Below are 17,577 nucleotides of genomic sequence, written 5' to 3'. Positions count from 1 at the left end.
GTGGCGCGGTTGCTGCATATTTCGGATCTTCACGCGGTCGCGCGGGGGCAGCTTGTCTCCGGTCGGCTGGATACCGGGCATCTGCTGCATGAGGCCATCACGACGCTCTGCGCGCGGATGGATGCGATCGGCCCCGTCGACGCGGTGTTGGTGACCGGCGACATCAGCGATGATGGCAGCGCCGAGAGCTACGCCATCGCGCAGCGAGAGCTGGAGCGGCTGGGAGAGAGGCTGCTTGTGATTCCGGGAAACCATGACTGCCGCGAGACGCTGAGGCTGGCGTTTTCCGACCTGCCTGAAATCGCGCCGCGCGGATTGATCGACTGGGTGTCGGATATCGGCGACACCCGGATCGTCGGGCTTGATACGCTGATTGAGGGACAGGGTGGGGGCACCTTGCGCGATGAGAGCCGCGCGCTTTTGTCCGAGGCGCTGACCGGGGCCGGGGGCTTGCAGGTCGTCGTGGCGTTGCATCACCCGCCGCTGCGGACCGGCATCCGCTTCATGGATGCGATCGGCCTGGCAAATCCCGACGCGCTGCGGGACGTTCTTGATCGGCACGACGCACCGGTTCGTGTCTTGGCGGGGCATGTGCATGGTGTGTATCATGGTCTGCTGGGGCGGCATCCGGTCGTGACGGCCCCGGCCTGTTGCAGTGCCTTCGCGTTTGACCGGCGGGCGGATGCACCGGCAGGTTTCATGACCGGGCCCACCGGATGCGGCCTGATCGACACGGCCCCCGGCGGGGTCTGGACCGAACTGCCCTTCGAATATGATGAAGGTCCGTTCATCTTCTGAAATCGCGCTGATGCGCGCCGGCATCGGCAAACCCCTTGGAGCCTTATGGAAAGCACACCCGTTCTCTTTGTCGTCAACATGGCCGCAGCCGCGGCCCTGCTGATCTGGGCTGTCCGGCTGGTGCGCACGGGGTTTGAACGGGCGCTTGGCGCCAAGCTGCGGCTCTGGCTGCGCCGCTCGACCTCGAACCGCCTCGCGGCGGCGGGGTCGGGGGCGGCGACGGCAGTGCTGATGCAAAGCTCGACCGCCGTGGCGGTGCTGATGGCGGGGTTTGTCACGACCGGCGCCATTGGTAGCGTGGCGGGCCTTGCGATCATGCTTGGTGCCGATCTCGGCTCGGCGATCGTCGCCTTGGTGCTGAATTCGCAGCTTGCCGTGGTTACGCCGGTTTTGCTGCTGGCGGGTGTCATGATCTTCTTGCGCAGTTCGGCCCGGCGGATGCGGCAGGTTGGGCGAATCCTGATCGGATTGTCCCTGGTTTTCCTGTCGCTTGACCTGATCCGCGAGGCGAGCCTTCCGCTGACTGGTATGTCGGGCGCTGAGGTCGCCATGCTCTATCTGGCTGAGGACGCGCTTCTAGCCTTCGTGATCGCCGCGCTCTTTGCGTGGCTGGTTCATTCCAGCGTGGCCGCCGTGCTGCTATTCGCGACGCTGGCGGCGGAGGGCGTCATGCCCGTGGACGTAGCGTTCGCGATGGTCCTCGGGGCCAATCTTGGCGGCTCGATCGTCGCCGTGGTGCTGACCCTCAATGCCGAAAGCGCGGTTCGTCGGGTTGTCTGGTGCAACCTGGTATTGCGCGGCGGCGGGGCTGGTGCCCTGTTGGTGTGGCTGGCGAACCATGACCTGCCGTTTGCCGGCCTGGATATGAATGCAGGGCATCAGGCGCTCTTTGTGCATCTGGCGTTCAATGTCGTGCTGCTTCTGGTCAGCCTGCCACTGGTCGGACCCTTCATGAAGATGGCCAAGATGATCGTGCCGGATGAGCCGCAGTTGCAGGCGGAGGGCGCGTCGCGCAGCGCGCTCGATCCGACGGTTCAGAACCAGCCGAAACGCGCGTTTGGCTGCGCACAGCGGGAACTGGTGGAAATGGCGCATCGCATCGAGATCATGCTGCGCACCGGGATCGGTTTGTTCGAACGCTATGATGATGCCACGGCGAAAGCGCAGCGCGCCGAGGTGAAGGCCCTGAGCCAGATGTCGCTCGATATTCGCACATACCTTTCGCGTGTGCGCAGCCACGATCCGGACGAGGACACCAGCAATCGCGCCTTCGAGCTGTCAGGGATTGCGGTCAACCTCGAGGCGGGTGCGGATGTGATCGCGCGCAAGATGGTCGATCTCGCACGGGCCAAGGATGTCGAGAACCTGGAGTTCTCGCCCGAGGGGTGGCGCGAGCTATCGGATTTTCACGACGTGGTTTTGCGCAATGTGCAGCACGGGATTTCGGTGTTGATGTCGGAAGATATCGGCCTTGCCCGGGAATTGGTCGAGCAGAAGGAGCAGGTTCGCGATCTGGAGCAGAACCTGCAGCGCAGGCATCTCAAGCGGCTTCGAAAAGGTCTGGCGGAGACGTTCGAAACCAGTGCGATCCATCTCGATCTACTGCGCGCACTGAAGATGTTGAACACCTCTTTCGCGATGATTGCCTATCCGGTGCTGGAAGATCGTGGCGAATTGCTCGAGAGCCGATTGGCATCGTCCTGAGCTATGCCGGTTTCTTCGACGGGATGGCGTTCGGAAAGTCGAGGTCTTGCCTCCGTCCCCCCATCACGCGGTTGGTTGGATCTGCGCGGTCATGGCCAAGAGGAGGTCCGGAGTGGATCAGTGCCTAGCCCAACCTGTCTTGAACCTCGTGTTCGTATTCTCCGACGCGCTGGACGTTGTGCATGATCCGGCTGAGCCACCGCATCGCGTCGGTTGCCTGAAAGGTCTCCTGCACCGAGTAGAGGCCTGCGTGCTCGCCCAGCAGAAGGCCGCGCCGGTGCCGGGTGAAGCGGTGCGAGACTTGAGCGGTCATGCGCGCCATATGCGTGCCGATGCAGACAAGTGCCAGCGCCCGGGTGGGCGAGAGGCAGGCGGCAAACCAACGGGCGGGTCGCCGTGTGACCAGATCGTGTTTCAGAACGCGGGCGAACCCGCGATTTTCAGCCTGTTCGATCAGGCGCACGAGGTGGTCGACCTGGTGCATCAGCGCGGCGTAGGCGGCGGCTTCGGCGGGTTTGTCGTGTGGCACCGAGATCCGGGCCATGAAATCCTTCAGGTCCTCGAGCGCGAGGGTCACACGGGGGGTAAGCGATGACAGCCGCCGCACATCGCCTTGTGGTCCGAGGGCCAGCGCATAGGCCGCGAAAATTTCGCGCGCGGCCCAGGTCATGGCACCGTGCGCAGCCTGAATCGCCGCACCCTCGTCCGTCAGAAGACGGCGGTCCAGTTCCGGGAGGGCGAGCGCGCCGAGGTCCGGCCGCAGCGATGACACCAGCGTGGCAAAACGGTCGGTGAGGGGAAGAAAGACGAGGGTGCCCAGAAGGTTGAACGCGGTGTGAAACAGCACGAGCGCGGTGTCCGCTCCGCTGCGGGCGGCCAGCGTTTCGAGCGGGCCGGTGATCAAAAGCAGCATGGGAAAGGCCAGCACCATGGTCCCGAGGTTGAACAATAGGTTCGCGATCGCGGTCTGTTGCATGGCGCGCGATCCGCCGATCGTGGCAATCAGCGCGGTCACGGTGGTGCCCAGGTTCATTCCGATGACCGCCGCTGCGGCCTGGATCAGCGGCAAGGCGCCGCCGCTCAGCAAGACCAGCACCACGGCGATGGCCGCCGAGGACGACTGCATCACCACCGTGATCGCGAAGCCGAGTGCGGCCATGGCCAGCATTCCGCCCAATCCCGGCCCTGGTGTGCGCTCGGGCGTGATCCAGGCGGCGGCGCCGGACATGCCCTCCTGCATCATGTCGAGCCCGATGAAGAGCAGGCAGAAGCCCGCCACGATCCGTCCGATCCGTGCCAGTTGCCCATGTGACAGGAGAAGTGCCAGGCTCGCAAGGAACAAGAGCCCCATCGCCAGGGTGCCCAGCTTCAGCTTGAAGCCGACCAGAGAGACGATCCAGCCGGTCACGGTGGTGCCGATATTGGCCCCGTAGATCACCCCGAGCGCCTGCGGGAAACTCAGAAGCCCGGCCCCCACGAACCCCACGGTCATCACCGTGGTGGCGGAGGATGATTGGATCACCGCCGTGGTGAGCGCGCCGCTCGCCACGCCCCGCAGCGGTGTAGTGGTGAACCGTGCGAGCAAGCGACGCAGATTCGAGCCCGCCGCCTCGCGCAGCGCCTCGGTCATGATCTTCATGCCCAGAAGAAACAGGCCGATCCCGCCCAGTGCTGTCAGTGTTTCAGACATGTCTCGTTAACCCCTTGCCGCAGAGAATGCGGCTGCCTCCGGCAGAATACGACCACAGGTCAGGAACATGGGCAAAACTGGAGACCTCGCGGCGGCGCCCACCCGGCTCATCATATCAGCCACCGCACGAGCACCGGCACGATCAGGCTCGTGAGCAGGGCATTCAGCGCCATCGCGATGCCGGCATAGGCCCCGGCCGTCGGATTGACCTGAAAGGCGCGCGCCGTTCCGATGCCGTGCGAGGCCAGCCCGACGGAGAAGCCCCGCGCGCGCCAATCCTTGATGCGCAGCACGGTCTGCGTATTCCACGACATGTGGCCACCTGTTCCACGCGCATGTGGCCAGTCATTCCATGACATGTGGCCACACCCGTGAGGTGATCTGCGAGGCAGTTTCTTCATGACGTGATTTTCACGTCTGGGTCAATGCCGACGGTTGGGCTGGGTTTGTCCATGGGGGGACCCGCGCGCCCGGCGCAGCGCTTATCATATAGCTGGCGGCGACGGGCGCGTGGGTGGGCCCTGTGGGCAAAGCCTGAGCGGGACATGGTTGTCATTGTGTGGCCTCGTCGGTTTCGACCACGGGGTCGGGCGGCGGGTTTTTTCGCATCGAGGGGCCATCGAGTTCGATCCGGTGAGCGTGATGCACAAGCCTGTCGAGGATCGCATCCGCGAAGGTCGGATCGCCGATGATGTCATACCACTTTTCCACCGGAAGTTGACTGGTGACGACCGTTGCCTTGCGGCCATGACGATCATCCACGATCTCCATCATGTCGCGCCGCTGACCGGCGGTCATCTGTTCCGGGCCCCAATCATCGAGGATCAGGACATCGGCGCGCACGATCTTGCGGAAGATCCGCTCGAAGCTGCCATCGCCGCGCGCGGCAGCCAATTCGCCGAACAGGCGCGGCATGCGGAAGTAGAGGGTGGTCTTGCCCTGCCGACAGGCTTCATGACCAAGGGCGCAGGCCAACCAGGACTTCCCGACCCCGCATGGCCCGGTGATCAGGATGCTGCGGTGTCTGGTGATCCAGGCACCATCCTGGAGGCTTCGGAACAGCGCGCGGTCCAGCTGGCGCGCGGTGCGATAGTCGACGTCTTCCATGCAGGCGCCGCTCTCGCGCAGTTTCGCGGCCCGCAGACGCGTCTGAAAGCGCCGGCTGTCACGCGTTGCGCTTTCGCGGTCGAGCATCAGGCCGATCCATTCGACCGGATCCATTTGCCGGCTGCCCTCGCGTGCCAGAAGGTCTGCGAAGACCTCGGCCATGCCGTCAAGTTTGAGCGCGCGCAGCGCCTCGTGGGTGGGATGTGTGAGCATTCGGTGTCTCCTTTGGCTCAGTGGAAATATTTCGCACCACGCAGATTGGCGTGGGCGATCGTGGGCGCGTCTGGCGCGACCTCGATGGGCTGGTCCTCCAGGCGGTTCTGCAGGATGGAGGTGACGGATTTGAGCGAGCAGGCGTTGAGCGCCAGCGCGCGTGCGCAGGCCGTGTCCAGTCTTTCCGGACCAGAGCCGCGCTTCAGCTTGAGAATGCCGACACAGGCGCGGATGCCCTGTTCCGGTCTTGGCTTGTTGCGCAGGATGACCTCGACGAGCGTGACCACGTTCGGACCGACCTTTTGGGCCTCGGCCTGAACTGTCGAAGCGGTCATACCGGCATAATGGCGGTGCTTGGCGGGCATGTGCGCCGTTACCGTCGTCTCGCGCCCATCCTCGGGACCCGCGCGTATGTGGCTGGCAACACGTTTGCCGCCCTGAAACGCCTCGATGGTGCTGGCCGTGATCCGCACCCAAAGAGCCGCCCGCGCAAGGTCGTAGGGGACCGAGTAGTAATGGTCATCGATGCGGATGTGGTAATCGGCTCCGACGGTGACATTCTTCCAATCGGCATGGGCATGGCGTGTCGGGGGCAGCGGGATCAGGGCGGGTTTGTCCAGCCGTTCAAAAAGCTCCAGGCGCGACGCACCAAGGTGACGGCTGACACGGGCATTCAGGCGCACGAGTTCTTCGCGGATGGCCGCGTTCAACTCCTCCAGCGAGAAAAAGACCCGATTGCGCAACCGCGCAACGATCCAGCGCTGAACCAGAAGCACCCCGCCTTCCGCTTTCGATTTATCCTGTGGTTTGTAAGGACGGGCCGGGAGGATGGCCGTATGATAATGGCGCGCAAGATCGGTGTAGCTGCGATTGACACCCGGCTCATGGAAACATGCCCGGACCACGGCAGATTTGAGATTGTCCGACACGATCAAGGCCGGCGCGCCGCCGAAGAACTCGAACGCGCGGACATGCGCGCCGATCCAGTCCGGCAATGTCTGGCTCCGGCTGGCCTCGGCATAAGTGTAATTCGACGCGCCCAACACCGCGACAAACAGCTCGACGGGGTGGCGCGCGCCCGTGGCGGGATCCGTCACTTCCATGCGCACGCCGGAATAATCGACGAACAGCTTCTCGCCCGCGACATGGCGCTGGCGCATCGAGGGGGACAGCCGCTTTGCCCACGCGCGGTAATGCTGGCACCAGGCGGAATATCCATAGCCGTCATCAGGGTGACGCGCGCGATATTCCTCCCAAAGCAGGCGCAGGGTCACACCGGAGCGCTTCAACTCACGATTGACCTCTGCCCAGTCCGGTTCCACGAACAGAGGGTCCTCCGCGCCGGCCACCTGTCGAAAAAGCTGTCGCTCGAGAGCGACCTCATCGATATCCTGAACATCCGGCCACGACAGCCCCGCCGCAGAGGCGCGCTGAAGATAATTCCGCGTCGACGTCCGCCCCAGCCTCAGACTTTCCGAAATCCTGCGCGTCGAATACCCCGACGCGCGCAGTCGTAGAACATCCTTGATCTTGCGCATTGGCAACCTTTCCATCTCGCCCTCCTGCTTCCTCAATGGGCCGCAGAATAGGCAGGGTCAGATCGCCCCGCAGGTCTATCTCAAAGGGGTGGCCACATGCCGTGGAACCGGTGGCCACATGCTCGTGGAATCCGTGGCCACATGTTCATGGATTCGATGGCCACATACCCGTGGAATACGCAGCACGGTCATCAGCGGGGTCACGATCACCGCCCCGGTGATTCCGGTCAGGATCACCAGCACCGCCGTCAGCGCGGGCAGGCCGCCGACGGCCTCGGATATGCCGAGCGCCACGGGCGCGGTGGTCGATTTGGGGGCGAGCGACAGGATCACATCGGGCGAAAGGCCGAACGCCTGCGCCAGCAGGATGGTCGAGCCTGCGGCGGTCACCGAGCCTGCCACAAGTGCCAGGAGGATCGGCGCGACAGAGGTGCCGATCGTCTCGCGGTTGTCCCAGAGCGGCAGCGCGAGGGCGATCGTCGCGGGGCCGAGCAGGAAGTGGATGAACTGCGCGCCTTCGAAATAGGTCGCATATTCCGTCTTCGTGACCCAGAGCACCGGCGCGATGATGAGGACCGAGAGGATCACCGGGTTGGCGAGCGGATGGTTGTGCAGCCGTCGGGCTATCGCATCCGCGGCGAGGTAGGCGAGGATGGTCGCGGTCAGCCACAGGAGAGGGGTCGTGGAGAGATAACTCCAGAGATTTGCTACGCCGGTCATTTCGCTGGTCCCTCGGTCACGCGGCGCACGGCGAGAAATGTGCCCACGGAGGCCAGCATGGCCAGAAGCGTCGAGAGCACCAGAACGATGAGGAGCGCGAACCAATCCTCGGACAGCACATCAAGATTGCCGATCACGCCGACGCCCGCTGGCACGAAGAGCAGCGACAGGTTGGCGAGGATGACTGAGATGGTGGGGCGCAGCTCTCCGGCCAGGGCGGGCCTGAGACGCAGGATGACGATGAGAAGGGCAAGCCCGAGGACAGGGCCGGGGATCGAGAGACCGATGCCCCGGACGGTGACTTCTCCGATAAGTTGGCAGGCCAGAAGCAGCCCGAGTGTTGGAAGCATGGCAATTTACCTCTTCAGGAGAGAACGCCTGCCCTTTATGACATCTTGGTCCGGAGCCTGCACTCGTATCTCGCAGCCGATGATGGCCGCCCAGCCCGGGGCGTCACGCCATGCAGGCAACTCCTGCGTTCGCGTTAACTTCCACCGGTCAAGCCCAGAGTCCCATCATGGGATACCATCAATGCGACCGCACTCACTGGTTGCAGGTCTCTTTGTCAATCGGCGCGCCGACCTCTATGGTCAGTTTGAGCACACTTTTACATTGGGGCCTTTGGTAATGTTTTTCGAGCTTTCGATTCTTGGGAGCCTGATCCTGCTTAACGGCGCGCTCGCAATGTCTGAACTTGCAATCGTGTCCGCACGGCCTGGACGATTGAAGGTGCGCGGCGATCGCGGCTCTCTCCAGGCTCTTCGACTTTCTGAAGACCCCGGGCGATTCCTATCCACGGTTCAGATTGGAATTACCCTTGTCGGCGTCGTGTCCGGGGCGTTTTCCGGCGCAACGCTCGGCTTGCGCGTATCGTCGACGCTTGAAGATTTTGGTGCCTCGGTCGCTATAGCCCAGCCGCTCGGTGTAGGATCCGTCGTCGTGCTCGTCACCTATCTTTCTCTGGTGATAGGCGAATTGGTCCCGAAGCAGATCGCCTTGTCAAACCCGGAAAGCATCGCTGCCCGCGTCGCTCCGGCAATGATGCTTCTGTCAGTTATAGCGGCGCCACTGGTCTGGATCCTAGACAGGTCAGGCAAAGCGGTGCTGAAGATACTGGGGCAAAATCAAAGGCGGCAAAATCGGGTCAGCGATGAAGAAATACGCCTGTTGATTGCCGAGGCCAAAAGCGCTGGCGTCATCGAGAAGGGCGAAACGGCCATGATCGAGGGTGTCATGCGGATCGCAGACCGCACGGCGAAAGGACTCATGACCACGCGGCATGAAGTTGCCATAGCCGACGCGGGTGAGACGCTCGATAATATCCTGGAACGCTTCAAAACGTCTGGACGGTCGCGCCTACCGCTCCGCGATGGCGGTCCAGACGACATCGTTGGCATCCTCCACAGCAGGGATCTGCTTCGGGCAGATTGTAAAAACTTCAATCCGCGTCAGTTGATGATGAATGCCCCGGTGATCCACGATGCCCTTCCAGCCATGGACGTGGTCGACCGTCTACGAAGCTCATCCGAGCACATGCTGCTTGTCTATGATGAATACGGGCACTTTGAAGGCATCGTCACCGCGATGGATGTCCTCGGCGCGATTGCCGGAGGCTTCGACGAGACCGAAACCGATGAGCCAAAGATCGTTGAGCGTGATGATGGTTCTTTGCTGGTTGCGGGCTGGATGCCCATCGACGAGTTCGCGGATAGGCTTGAGATTCCCATTCAGGACGATGGAGACTACGAGACCGTTGCCGGTCTGGTTCTATATCTCTTGGCAAAACTGCCGACTGTGGGCCAGGTCGTTTGGCTCCAGGGCTGGCAGATCGAGGTGATCGACATGGACGGTCGGCGCATTGACAAGTTGCTCGTGCAGCGGGCTCAAAAGCGTCCTGCTGCAAGGAACTGATCACGGCCAGATCACATAGACATAAACGACGTATCCGGCTAGCAGCGCCGCTCCTTCCCATCGTGCGATCCTCAGTCCGGTCCAAGCGAAGGCGACTAATGCTAGCGAAACGCCAATCATTACGAGGTTGTCGAAAGTCACGATCTCGACCGGGACGGTGCCGGGCGCGATTAGGGCGGTGAAACCACCAATCCCGAGAATGTTGTAAATGTTGGAGCCAACGATGTTGCCGAAAGCCACGTCGCCCTGCTTTTTAAGCCCCGCGACGACTGAGGTCACCAACTCCGGCATCGACGTCCCGACTGCGACGATGGTTAGGCCTATCACCGTCTCGGAGATGCCGAAACCGCGGGCGAGGGACACGGCACCGTCAACGAGGAAGCGTCCCCCGATCACGACAAGCACAAGACCGCCGAGTGCGATCAGCATCGAAATGAGCAGGGATTTTTCTGGCGGTTTTGGAGGTGCGAGCGCGGCGTCGGCTTCCTGCAATGCGAGGCTCTTGTCATAGACCGCACCGTGACCCTCCGGCATGGACGCTTTTTCCTGGCGAAACGCGAGATAAATATATCCCATCAGTGCGGCGATGAAAATCACGCCCACGACCCGGCCAAGCGGCATGAGGAACGCCGCGGCAGAGAAAGCGACGGCAACGGCGACCATTACCGCGCCGTCACGTCTTAGAGCGACCGACGCGATGACCATCGGGCTGATCAGTGCGGCGACGCCCGCGATCAGAAGGATGTTGGCGATGTTGGAGCCGACGATGTTGCCGTAAGCGATGCCCGGGGCATCGGACAGCGCCGCCTGCACCGAAGTGACGAGTTCCGGCGTTGACGTTCCAAAGCCAACCAGCGTGAGGCCTATCACTAGCGGCGAGATGCCAAGCCCGGTGGCGACCTGAACTGCCCCACGGACGAGTAACTCCCCTCCCGCGATCAACAGAACTAGACCTCCGATGAGCGGCAGCCAGATCTCAAGCATTCTCAAACCTCTTGGTTGTTCCGTAGGCGTGTGCGCTTGCCCCGTCCGGCAAGGCCAGTGCTGCACCTTTGTCGAAAGACGACGTCGGCGGTCGCTACCCTGGTAATAACTGTGCCCCCGGCATGATTAATCGCCGGGGGCACATGTGTCAAAAGGCGCTCGGAGTTACTCCGAGACTGGTGCCGTCTGCTCGATGGTGGGAGAAACCGCGTCAGCGGCGCTGCCACCAGACCAGTCGATCCCGTAACCGAGTGCAGCAATCAGAACGATTGCCGCGATTGTTGCTCCGCCCCAGAGCCAGAAGTTGGTCTGTTTGGGAGCTTGGGTGTTCATAGCCATAGCTTTGATCCTTCGAGTCCGAATGTCTCTGTGCTAACGGAAGAGTTTATTCGTTGGGCTCAGCGACCGTGCCGACCTCAAGGGCGGCGGTCAGTTCGCTCTCGTCAACGAAGCTGTCGCCGCTCGTGTCGATTTCGGCGAAAACCTCTTCAGTCAGGTCGGGATAGAGCACCGACATTTCGGTAAAGGAAACCAGGCTGTCGCCATCGGTATCGACCTCTGAAACCGTAAGCGAAAAAGCCGGGGCCGCGAACAGAGCGACCACCATGGCACCAACTGCTGCACGACGCATGTGTGTTCTCCAAGGGAATGTCATGGAAGGACCATCCTCCCATGCAGCAGAGAAATCAGCATGAACAACAGCCTATTCAAGGTCTTCTGACCGTCAGCCGAAAATAATTTCGTAAGGCTTCGGAAGCCCGGAAGGCATGAGGGTTATTTCTTTTTGAATCAAGCATTAACGCCCTCCGAGCAGAGAGAATGCGCGGTTGACCTGGATCCGGGATTCACCACGCGCCATACGCGCGGAGTTTTACGTGAGGCGCAAGCCGGAAGTGGCTGGCGTCTGTGCCGTCAGAAAATTTTGGCAACGGCAAACGCACCACCACCAATGATGGCCGCGACGACCACCATGGCCAGCGCAGATGCCACGAGGCCGGCGACGAGCCATATCCCGTCCCGTTCGCTCAACGCTAGGCCGAGCGCGATGATGGCAAGCGCTGGCAGCCCGTTGGCAAACGGGATCGGGAGGAACAGTAAGAGCGCCATGATGAGGCAGGCCATCCCGATCAGCTGATCGACGCCAGCCGCGGCACCCGGCCAGAGGCGTGGTCTTGCCAGCCGTTCGATCCGCGCGACCCAAGGCAAGGAGTAGCGGACGATACGTGCGAAGCTTGCGCGATCAAGCGACCTGTCGCTGAGGGCCCTGGGCAGCCAGACGGAAGGGCGACCGGCGATAAGCTGAAGGGAGATGATCATAAGTGGCAGGCCGGTGATGACCGACGAACCGGGCAGATAGAGAAATACATTTGGCACCGCGAAAAGCACCATAAGAGGTGCGAAGCTTCGATCTCGCAGGCTGGAAACCAGGTCGCCCAGTGCGATGCGAGGGCCAAGTCCGGCCTCCAGATCGCGTAGAACATCGGACAGTCGGCGAGGCCCTTCGCACAGGGTGGAGACAACATCAGGCTGAGTGTTCATTTAACGATGTTTTCCATGGCCTCTGCCGAAGAGATCGAGAAACAGGACTTCCATTCGAAAAATCCAAGCACGCCGGCTCGCACTAAACCCTCTTTCATACTTCGTGACGCGGCACGGGCCATCTCAAGGAATTGACCCTCGAGCAACAGACAAGTGGCGATCGCCTGCGGTCTTTCAATCCGTCGGCTCCAGTTTCTTTTTTTGGGCATCTTGTGCGCCGTCTTCCCAGATACAATTTCCACGCTGCCAGTCGCAGAACAGGCCCCGCAGTCTGGGCCCTTGTCGCTTCGATGATCGGCGAGACGAGCCCGGCGTCTCCGGGATTGGAGACCTCGGTCTTGAAGCTGCCCCTCTGGCGTTTTGCCCTATACGCGTTGGTCGTTCTGACCGGTCTTGCAATTGCCCTGCCGACCTTCATACCGCGACATCTCGCGCAAGCCTGGCCGACGGAGCCTGTTTCCCTTGGCCTCGATTTGCGCGGAGGCGCGTCCCTGACTTTGCGGGCCGACGAAGCCTCGATCCGCACGGGGCTCCTGTCCGACTTTGCCGCGGCCTTGGTCGACGTCGATCCTGGCTTGCGCGTTCAGACGACGTCGGAGGGCGGTGGCTTCACGATCGCGGTCCCTGGCGGCATGACTTCGGAAGCGGCCATGAAGAAGGCACTCGACGTGATGCCTAAGGTCGGCGGCGGCCCCTTGCGACAGACGGAACCTGCGTTCACGCTTCGTGCCGATCAGGGCGGGCTCACGGCTGCGATGCGCAATTCGGCCGTCGCTCTGGCGCAGGCTGATGCGGTCTCGCGCAGTATCGAAGTCATCCGCAGCCGGATCGACGAGGCCGGGGTCGCCGAGGCGTCGATCCAGTCGCTCGGGCGCGACCGCATCCTCGTGCAGATGCCGGGTGTCAGCGACCCCGCAAGTCTTCGGGCGCTGCTGGGCGCAACTGCGCAAATGACGTTTCACAGGGTCGTCGCTGACGGGGCCGCTGGCGCACTGCGTCTGCCCGAGGCTAACGGCGCATGGGTCTCGGTGACTGCGCGTCCTGCGCTGGATAGCGAGCGGCTTGCCGATGCCGGCGCTGGCTTCAATCCCGAGACCGGCGCACCGGTCGTCCAGTTTCGCTTCGATGCGGAGGGGGCGCGGATCTTCGGCGAACTTACACAGGAACTGGTCGGGCAGCGCTTCGCCATCGTGCTTGATGGTCAGGTCATCTCCGCTCCGGTGATCCGGGAACCGATCCTCGGTGGTTCCGGCGAGATCAGTGGTGCGTTCACGGTCGAGGAAACGACCACGCTTGCGGCTCTCCTGCGCGCCGGTGCCCTTCCCGTGCCGCTCGAGGTCATCGAGGAGCGGACCGTGGGCGCAGACCTTGGCGCGGACGCCATATCGATGGGGCTCTGGACGGGGCTCGCGGGCTTTGCCCTGGTCGCCACCATGATGGTGGCGCTCTACGGCGCCTGGGGGGCGGTGGCGACCGCCGCGCTTATGATCAACGTGGCGCTGACCGTTGCGGCACTTGTCCTCCTCGGCGCCACCCTGACGCTGCCGGGGGTTGCGGGACTCATCCTCGGGATGGGGCTAGCAGTTGATGCAAACGTGCTGATCAACGAGCGCATCCGCGAGGAAACGCGGGCCGGCAAGCGGGCGGCATCGGCCGTGCAGGCGGGCTTTGACCGGGCGTATCGTGCCATCCTCGATTCTAACCTCACCACCCTGATCGCGACCACGTTGCTGTTCTGGCTGGGGTCCGGCCCGGTTCGGGGCTTCGCGCTGACCATGGGGCTCGGCATCTTGATCTCGCTATTCACTGCCGTCGCAGTGGTGCGCGCGGCGATGGACATCCACCTGCGCACGCACAGGCCCAAGACCTTCGACATCCGGCCTCTTTTCGGGTTTCTCGTGGCGAAATCGGTTCCGTCCTTCCGCTTTATGCGTGCGCGGTTCGCGGGCCTTTCTGTGTCGCTGGTCCTGTCCGTGGCCTCGGTCTGGCTCTTCGTTGCGCCGGGTCTGAACTACGGCGTGGATTTCCGTGGGGGCGCCCTCATCGAAGCCCGCAGCGGCGCGCCTGTCGATCTCGGAGCCCTGCGGACGGGAATGGAGGGGCTCAGCCTCGGCGAGATTTCCTTGCAGGAGAGCGATAGCGGTCGCTCGGTCCTGATCCGCGTCGAGGAGCAGCCAGGAGGTGAGACCGCGCAAACGGCGGCGGCAGAGGCTGTGCGGTCGGTCGTGACGGAGGTCGCGCCGCATGCCGCCATCGACCGGGCCGAGATCGTCGGACCTCGCGTCAGCACCGAGCTCGCAGTCGCCGGGCTGGTCGCTGTCATGGCGGCAAGCGCCGCGATGCTGGTCTACATCTGGGCGCGGTTCGACTGGCCCTACGCGGTGGGCGCCATCGCGACGCTCGCGCTCGACATCACCAAGACGGTCGGTTTCCTCGCTCTGATCGGGCTAGACTTCGGTCTGACGGCAATAGCCGCGTTACTGACGCTGATCGGCTATTCGGTCAACGACAAGGTCGTGGTCTATGACCGGATGCGCGAGAACGCGGGCCGTCATCCGGACATGCCGCTGCGCGACCTGATCGACCTGTCGATCAACCAGACGCTCGCGCGTTCAATTTACACATCGGGCACAGCGTTGCTAGCAGTGCTACCGATGGCGATCTGGGGGGGCGCAGCCGTTCAGGGCTTTGCGATTCCGATGGTTTTTGGCATCGTAGCTGCTGCATCCTCTTCGGTGTTCATCGCGGCGCCTCTGCTCTTGTTTCTCGGCGATTGGCGAAAAAACTGTGCGGGTCGCTCGACGGGTTCTCGCACCAGCGATGCGATCTGACCCTGATCAAAATCAGTTGACCTGGGGCTCAGATTTGCAAAGCCTTGGCTTTTGACGTCGTGATGGTCTTGTTTAGGGCCTCGTATACGTTTCGCTCCCACGATGAACGCCTCCACTGCTTAGTAGGCACACTTAACGTTGGTAACCTTGGTAGAAGACTTGAAGCTTGTCATAGCCATCCGCGGTGGCGACACCAAAGATAAGGGAAAACAGCAGAAACGAGCATCGCGACCAATGCAGTTGGATAGCCCCACGCCCAGTTGAGTTCAGGCATGACCGCGAAATTCATTCCGTAGATCGCCGCGATTAGTGTCGGCGGCAACAGGACAACCGCAACGATCGAGAAGAACTTGACGATCGCGTTTTGCTCCACGCTGATAAGGCCGAGCAACGCATCGAGCACGAACTGTATGTTCTGGGCAACGAATGTCGCGTGATCGGTGACGGATGAAATATCCCTCGTGACACTGTTCGCTCGCGACCGGATTTCTGAGTCCGTGATATCCGGCTGTGCGAGCAGGAACCCGATCATGCGGCCCATCGACACCAGGCTCTCTCGGACCTTGGCGACTCGTCTGTGGAGACGGTGTATGTCAGTCAGGATCGCCTCCAGCTCTGCCGCAGCCCTGCGCCTCGAAGGATCTTTCCCACTGGACAACACCTTGACCGGCAAGTCGTCCGCAGCCTGCCCTGTGCGCTCCAGGATTTCTGAGGTTCGATCTACGACAGCCTCTATCAGACCGACGAGGACTTCTGCACCGGATCCCATGGTCTGAGAGCGCTCGCACTCGCCGGCAAAAATATCGAAGGTTCGGCTGCCCTCGTATCGAACAGTAAAGAGCGTATTACCTTTAAGGATGAACGCTACACTAGCCGTTTGCGGAAGATCAGTATCTCCATGGACCACGACCTGCGCAGCCATGCAGATCGCACCATGCTCGCGGTAAAGCCGGCTGGAAGGCTCTATGCTTCGAATATCGTCATGCGTCGGGACGTCGATACCGAACTCGGTCTCTATTCTCTGTTCTTCTTCTTGTGAAGGAGAGACCAGATCCAACCAACGCGTAGTCTTTCCTGTTTTGATTTCGTTGATCACGATGCTCTCCGCGGCTAGTTTCGCATTTCAAATCACAATCACATGTCTCGACCGGGCAGCCGCCGACACCGAAGTGAAAGGTGATTGTTAGCCAGGTTCTGTGGGTTTCGTGAATGCCCTGTTGAGATATTCTTCTTCTGCACTCAAGTCCCTGCCTGTCCACCTTTCGTGGCTACTTTCATGTCATATTCCGCTGCGACCAGAAAGGTGGCGATGGCTGCGATGTCTAGGATTATGAGTATCGCAAGCATGTCAGCCGACCTCCGCGTTCTTCTTCTCCGGTTTATCCTCGTTTATGCGGTCGGCCTCCATCGATTGGAAGGAAGCCAGGATGTCGGATGTGATCTCGCTTTCGATCGTATCGGCGGACTGGGAGGGACAGAATACTGTAACTTCGACCCGCAATTTTCCGAGGTCGGAAGTTCGGAAACGAACTACTGGATCAGGATCGGGTAGATTGGTTCGCGTTCGATGCTCGACTGCTGCATTTTCCTGACGCGCGCGTTCAAATAAAGGCGCGTAGTGGTGTTGGACGATCTCTTGTGCCTTCTTCAAAGCTGGAGCGATTTCGGGCGATTTATCAAGCGTGATCGCAAAGCTATGATACGTATGTTCGCGCAGCGTCGTATGGTTTCTCAAGGGCGTGGTCAGGAGCATGCTATTTGGTAGCACCACGTTTCGACCTGTCGGCATGTAGGCATGTGGGCCTGAGCCAAATTCTTGCAAGGTGGTGGCGAGCAGGGTGTGGTCAGTCACCTCCCCACGGATATCACCGATTTCAATCCAGTCGCCAACGCTGAATGCGCGCGATGTCGCACGAAGGACCGAGCCGGAGAGGCAGAGGATCAGCTCCTTCGTGGCAACAACGATAGCCACCGCCACAGCAGTAAGTGAAAGCGCGAATGTGCGGAGCTGCGGCGCCCAAATCAGAACCAGCCCCACCAGCAACAGAAAGAGAAAGACGTTGCGGCTCGACGCGAGAAGTCGTCTTTGATCGTGCGATGGCACTTCTGCGCGAGCACGGATCACGCCGACGACAATCTTGCGCGCAATCCAGAGCACCACGAACAAAAGAAGTGACGCCAGAAGATCGAGGTGCGGCAGAAGCGCAAGGTTAAAGGGGAGATGTTGGAGGTCGAGTGCGTCGAGCATAGTTGCCAGCTTCCAGATTTTTGGGAGCGACCTTGCAGTTCCTAATTATAACTTACAAGTCTATACCCGTTTGGGCTCAGAGATCATATTGTGCTTTTGCGATGTTTAGTAATCACTCGACACCCGGGTGCTCGGCCGTTGGTTCATCCACCACCTAGAGAATGGCTAAAGGTCACTCAGGGTGGGTGAAAATAATGCACGCATGGCGCGAGTTCCACTTGCTCTGCTCCACGACAGGGCATAAATGATCCACAGGTCAGCAAAGCTGTCCTAACCCCTTAAACCCTCTGAAAA

15 protein-coding genes and 1 pseudogene are annotated in these 17,577 nt (G+C 61.4%); 4 read left to right on the top strand and 12 right to left on the bottom strand.

Annotated features, from left to right (window positions below; all coding sequences use genetic code 11):
* Both PVU19_RS16020 and PVU19_RS16015 read left to right on the top strand, forming a co-directional pair.
* Positions 1 to 798: a phosphodiesterase gene (locus PVU19_RS16020; RefSeq protein WP_050664106.1), complete on the top strand. Its 798-nt coding sequence runs from the start codon at positions 1 to 3 to the stop codon at positions 796 to 798.
* A 45-nt stretch (positions 799 to 843) separates the two neighbouring features.
* Positions 844 to 2,502, top strand: coding sequence for a Na/Pi cotransporter family protein (locus PVU19_RS16015; protein WP_050664092.1), 1,659 nt, complete (start codon positions 844 to 846; stop codon positions 2,500 to 2,502).
* Positions 2,503 to 2,626: 124 nt separating this feature from the next.
* On the opposite strand, the gene PVU19_RS16010 is transcribed toward PVU19_RS16015, so the two are convergent.
* From PVU19_RS16010 to PVU19_RS15985, 6 genes and pseudogenes are all read right to left on the bottom strand, one after another.
* Positions 2,627 to 4,192, bottom strand: coding sequence for a Na/Pi cotransporter family protein (locus PVU19_RS16010; RefSeq protein ID WP_050664091.1), 1,566 nt, complete (start codon positions 4,190 to 4,192; stop codon positions 2,627 to 2,629).
* 110 nt (positions 4,193 to 4,302) lie between these two features.
* Positions 4,303 to 4,482 (bottom strand): annotated as a pseudogene (locus tag PVU19_RS16005) (LrgB family protein); the annotation flags it as partial.
* A 262-nt stretch (positions 4,483 to 4,744) separates the two neighbouring features.
* The gene (istB, locus tag PVU19_RS16000; RefSeq protein WP_274789755.1) at positions 4,745 to 5,512 is read right to left on the bottom strand and encodes an IS21-like element helper ATPase IstB; all 768 of its coding nucleotides are present in this window, start codon (positions 5,510 to 5,512) and stop codon (positions 4,745 to 4,747) included.
* A 17-nt stretch (positions 5,513 to 5,529) separates the two neighbouring features.
* A complete protein-coding gene (gene istA / locus PVU19_RS15995) occupies positions 5,530 to 7,065 on the bottom strand; it encodes an IS21 family transposase (protein WP_274789756.1) in 1,536 nt (511 codons plus the stop codon).
* A 60-nt stretch (positions 7,066 to 7,125) separates the two neighbouring features.
* Positions 7,126 to 7,770, bottom strand: a complete 645-nt coding sequence (locus tag PVU19_RS15990; RefSeq protein WP_274789817.1) for an LrgB family protein — start codon at positions 7,768 to 7,770, stop codon at positions 7,126 to 7,128.
* Positions 7,767 to 8,120, bottom strand: coding sequence for a CidA/LrgA family protein (locus PVU19_RS15985; protein ID WP_050664265.1), 354 nt, complete (start codon positions 8,118 to 8,120; stop codon positions 7,767 to 7,769). The genes PVU19_RS15990 and PVU19_RS15985 overlap by 4 nt, the downstream gene beginning before the upstream one ends.
* Before the next feature lie 277 nt (positions 8,121 to 8,397).
* On the opposite strand from PVU19_RS15985, the gene PVU19_RS15980 reads away from it, so the two are divergent.
* Positions 8,398 to 9,681 carry a hemolysin family protein gene (locus PVU19_RS15980; RefSeq protein WP_050664264.1) on the top strand — a complete coding sequence of 428 codons (1,284 nt, stop codon included), beginning with the start codon at positions 8,398 to 8,400 and terminating at the stop codon, positions 9,679 to 9,681.
* Here the strand turns inward: PVU19_RS15980 and PVU19_RS15975 are convergent, their stop codons facing one another.
* The 4 genes from PVU19_RS15975 to PVU19_RS15960 all read right to left on the bottom strand — a co-directional run bounded on the left by PVU19_RS15975 (position 9,682) and on the right by PVU19_RS15960 (position 12,204).
* A complete protein-coding gene (locus tag PVU19_RS15975; RefSeq protein WP_050664263.1) occupies positions 9,682 to 10,665 on the bottom strand; it encodes a calcium/sodium antiporter in 984 nt (327 codons plus the stop codon).
* A 165-nt stretch (positions 10,666 to 10,830) separates the two neighbouring features.
* The gene (locus PVU19_RS15970; RefSeq protein ID WP_235575898.1) at positions 10,831 to 11,004 is read right to left on the bottom strand and encodes a hypothetical protein; all 174 of its coding nucleotides are present in this window, start codon (positions 11,002 to 11,004) and stop codon (positions 10,831 to 10,833) included.
* A 46-nt stretch (positions 11,005 to 11,050) separates the two neighbouring features.
* Entirely contained in the window at positions 11,051 to 11,296 is a 246-nt protein-coding gene (locus tag PVU19_RS15965; protein ID WP_050664262.1) for an EF-hand domain-containing protein, read from the bottom strand.
* A gap of 281 nt (positions 11,297 to 11,577) precedes the next feature.
* Positions 11,578 to 12,204 (bottom strand): exopolysaccharide biosynthesis protein, encoded by a 627-nt coding sequence (locus PVU19_RS15960; protein ID WP_082237989.1) that lies wholly within the window; start codon positions 12,202 to 12,204, stop codon positions 11,578 to 11,580.
* Between the two features lie 374 nt (positions 12,205 to 12,578).
* Here PVU19_RS15960 and secD point away from each other — a divergent pair, with 374 nt between their 5' ends.
* Positions 12,579 to 15,035, top strand: a complete 2,457-nt coding sequence (secD, locus tag PVU19_RS15955; RefSeq protein WP_274789816.1) for a protein translocase subunit SecD — start codon at positions 12,579 to 12,581, stop codon at positions 15,033 to 15,035.
* 169 nt (positions 15,036 to 15,204) lie between these two features.
* Here the strand turns inward: secD and PVU19_RS15950 are convergent, their stop codons facing one another.
* On the bottom strand, positions 15,205 to 16,131 hold the full coding sequence (locus tag PVU19_RS15950) for a magnesium transporter CorA family protein (RefSeq protein ID WP_160316393.1): 927 nt from the start codon (positions 16,129 to 16,131) through the stop codon (positions 15,205 to 15,207).
* 252 nt (positions 16,132 to 16,383) lie between these two features.
* The gene (locus PVU19_RS15945) at positions 16,384 to 17,283 is read right to left on the bottom strand and encodes a mechanosensitive ion channel family protein (protein WP_050664259.1); all 900 of its coding nucleotides are present in this window, start codon (positions 17,281 to 17,283) and stop codon (positions 16,384 to 16,386) included.
* Between the last annotated feature and the right edge of the window lie 294 nt (positions 17,284 to 17,577).

Source organism: Roseovarius tolerans, assembly GCF_028885395.1.
GTDB lineage: Bacteria > Pseudomonadota > Alphaproteobacteria > Rhodobacterales > Rhodobacteraceae > Roseovarius > Roseovarius tolerans.
Note: the sequence above shows the minus strand (reverse complement) of the source record. Positions and strands in the feature narration are given on the sequence as shown.

Coding starts and splice junctions, on each gene's coding strand:
- PVU19_RS16015 (WP_050664092.1), top strand. CDS start 844: ATGGAAAGCACACCCGTTCTCTTTGTCGTCAACATGGCCGCAGCCGCG.
- PVU19_RS16010 (WP_050664091.1), bottom strand. CDS start 4,192: ATGTCTGAAACACTGACAGCACTGGGCGGGATCGGCCTGTTTCTTCTG.
- PVU19_RS15985 (WP_050664265.1), bottom strand. CDS start 8,120: ATGCTTCCAACACTCGGGCTGCTTCTGGCCTGCCAACTTATCGGAGAA.
- PVU19_RS15990 (WP_274789817.1), bottom strand. CDS start 7,770: ATGACCGGCGTAGCAAATCTCTGGAGTTATCTCTCCACGACCCCTCTC.
- istA (WP_274789756.1), bottom strand. CDS start 7,065: ATGGAAAGGTTGCCAATGCGCAAGATCAAGGATGTTCTACGACTGCGC.
- istB (WP_274789755.1), bottom strand. CDS start 5,512: ATGCTCACACATCCCACCCACGAGGCGCTGCGCGCGCTCAAACTTGAC.
- PVU19_RS15970 (WP_235575898.1), bottom strand. CDS start 11,004: ATGGCTATGAACACCCAAGCTCCCAAACAGACCAACTTCTGGCTCTGG.
- PVU19_RS15965 (WP_050664262.1), bottom strand. CDS start 11,296: ATGCGTCGTGCAGCAGTTGGTGCCATGGTGGTCGCTCTGTTCGCGGCC.
- PVU19_RS15960 (WP_082237989.1), bottom strand. CDS start 12,204: ATGAACACTCAGCCTGATGTTGTCTCCACCCTGTGCGAAGGGCCTCGC.
- PVU19_RS15945 (WP_050664259.1), bottom strand. CDS start 17,283: ATGCTCGACGCACTCGACCTCCAACATCTCCCCTTTAACCTTGCGCTT.
- PVU19_RS15975 (WP_050664263.1), bottom strand. CDS start 10,665: ATGCTTGAGATCTGGCTGCCGCTCATCGGAGGTCTAGTTCTGTTGATC.
- PVU19_RS15980 (WP_050664264.1), top strand. CDS start 8,398: ATGTTTTTCGAGCTTTCGATTCTTGGGAGCCTGATCCTGCTTAACGGC.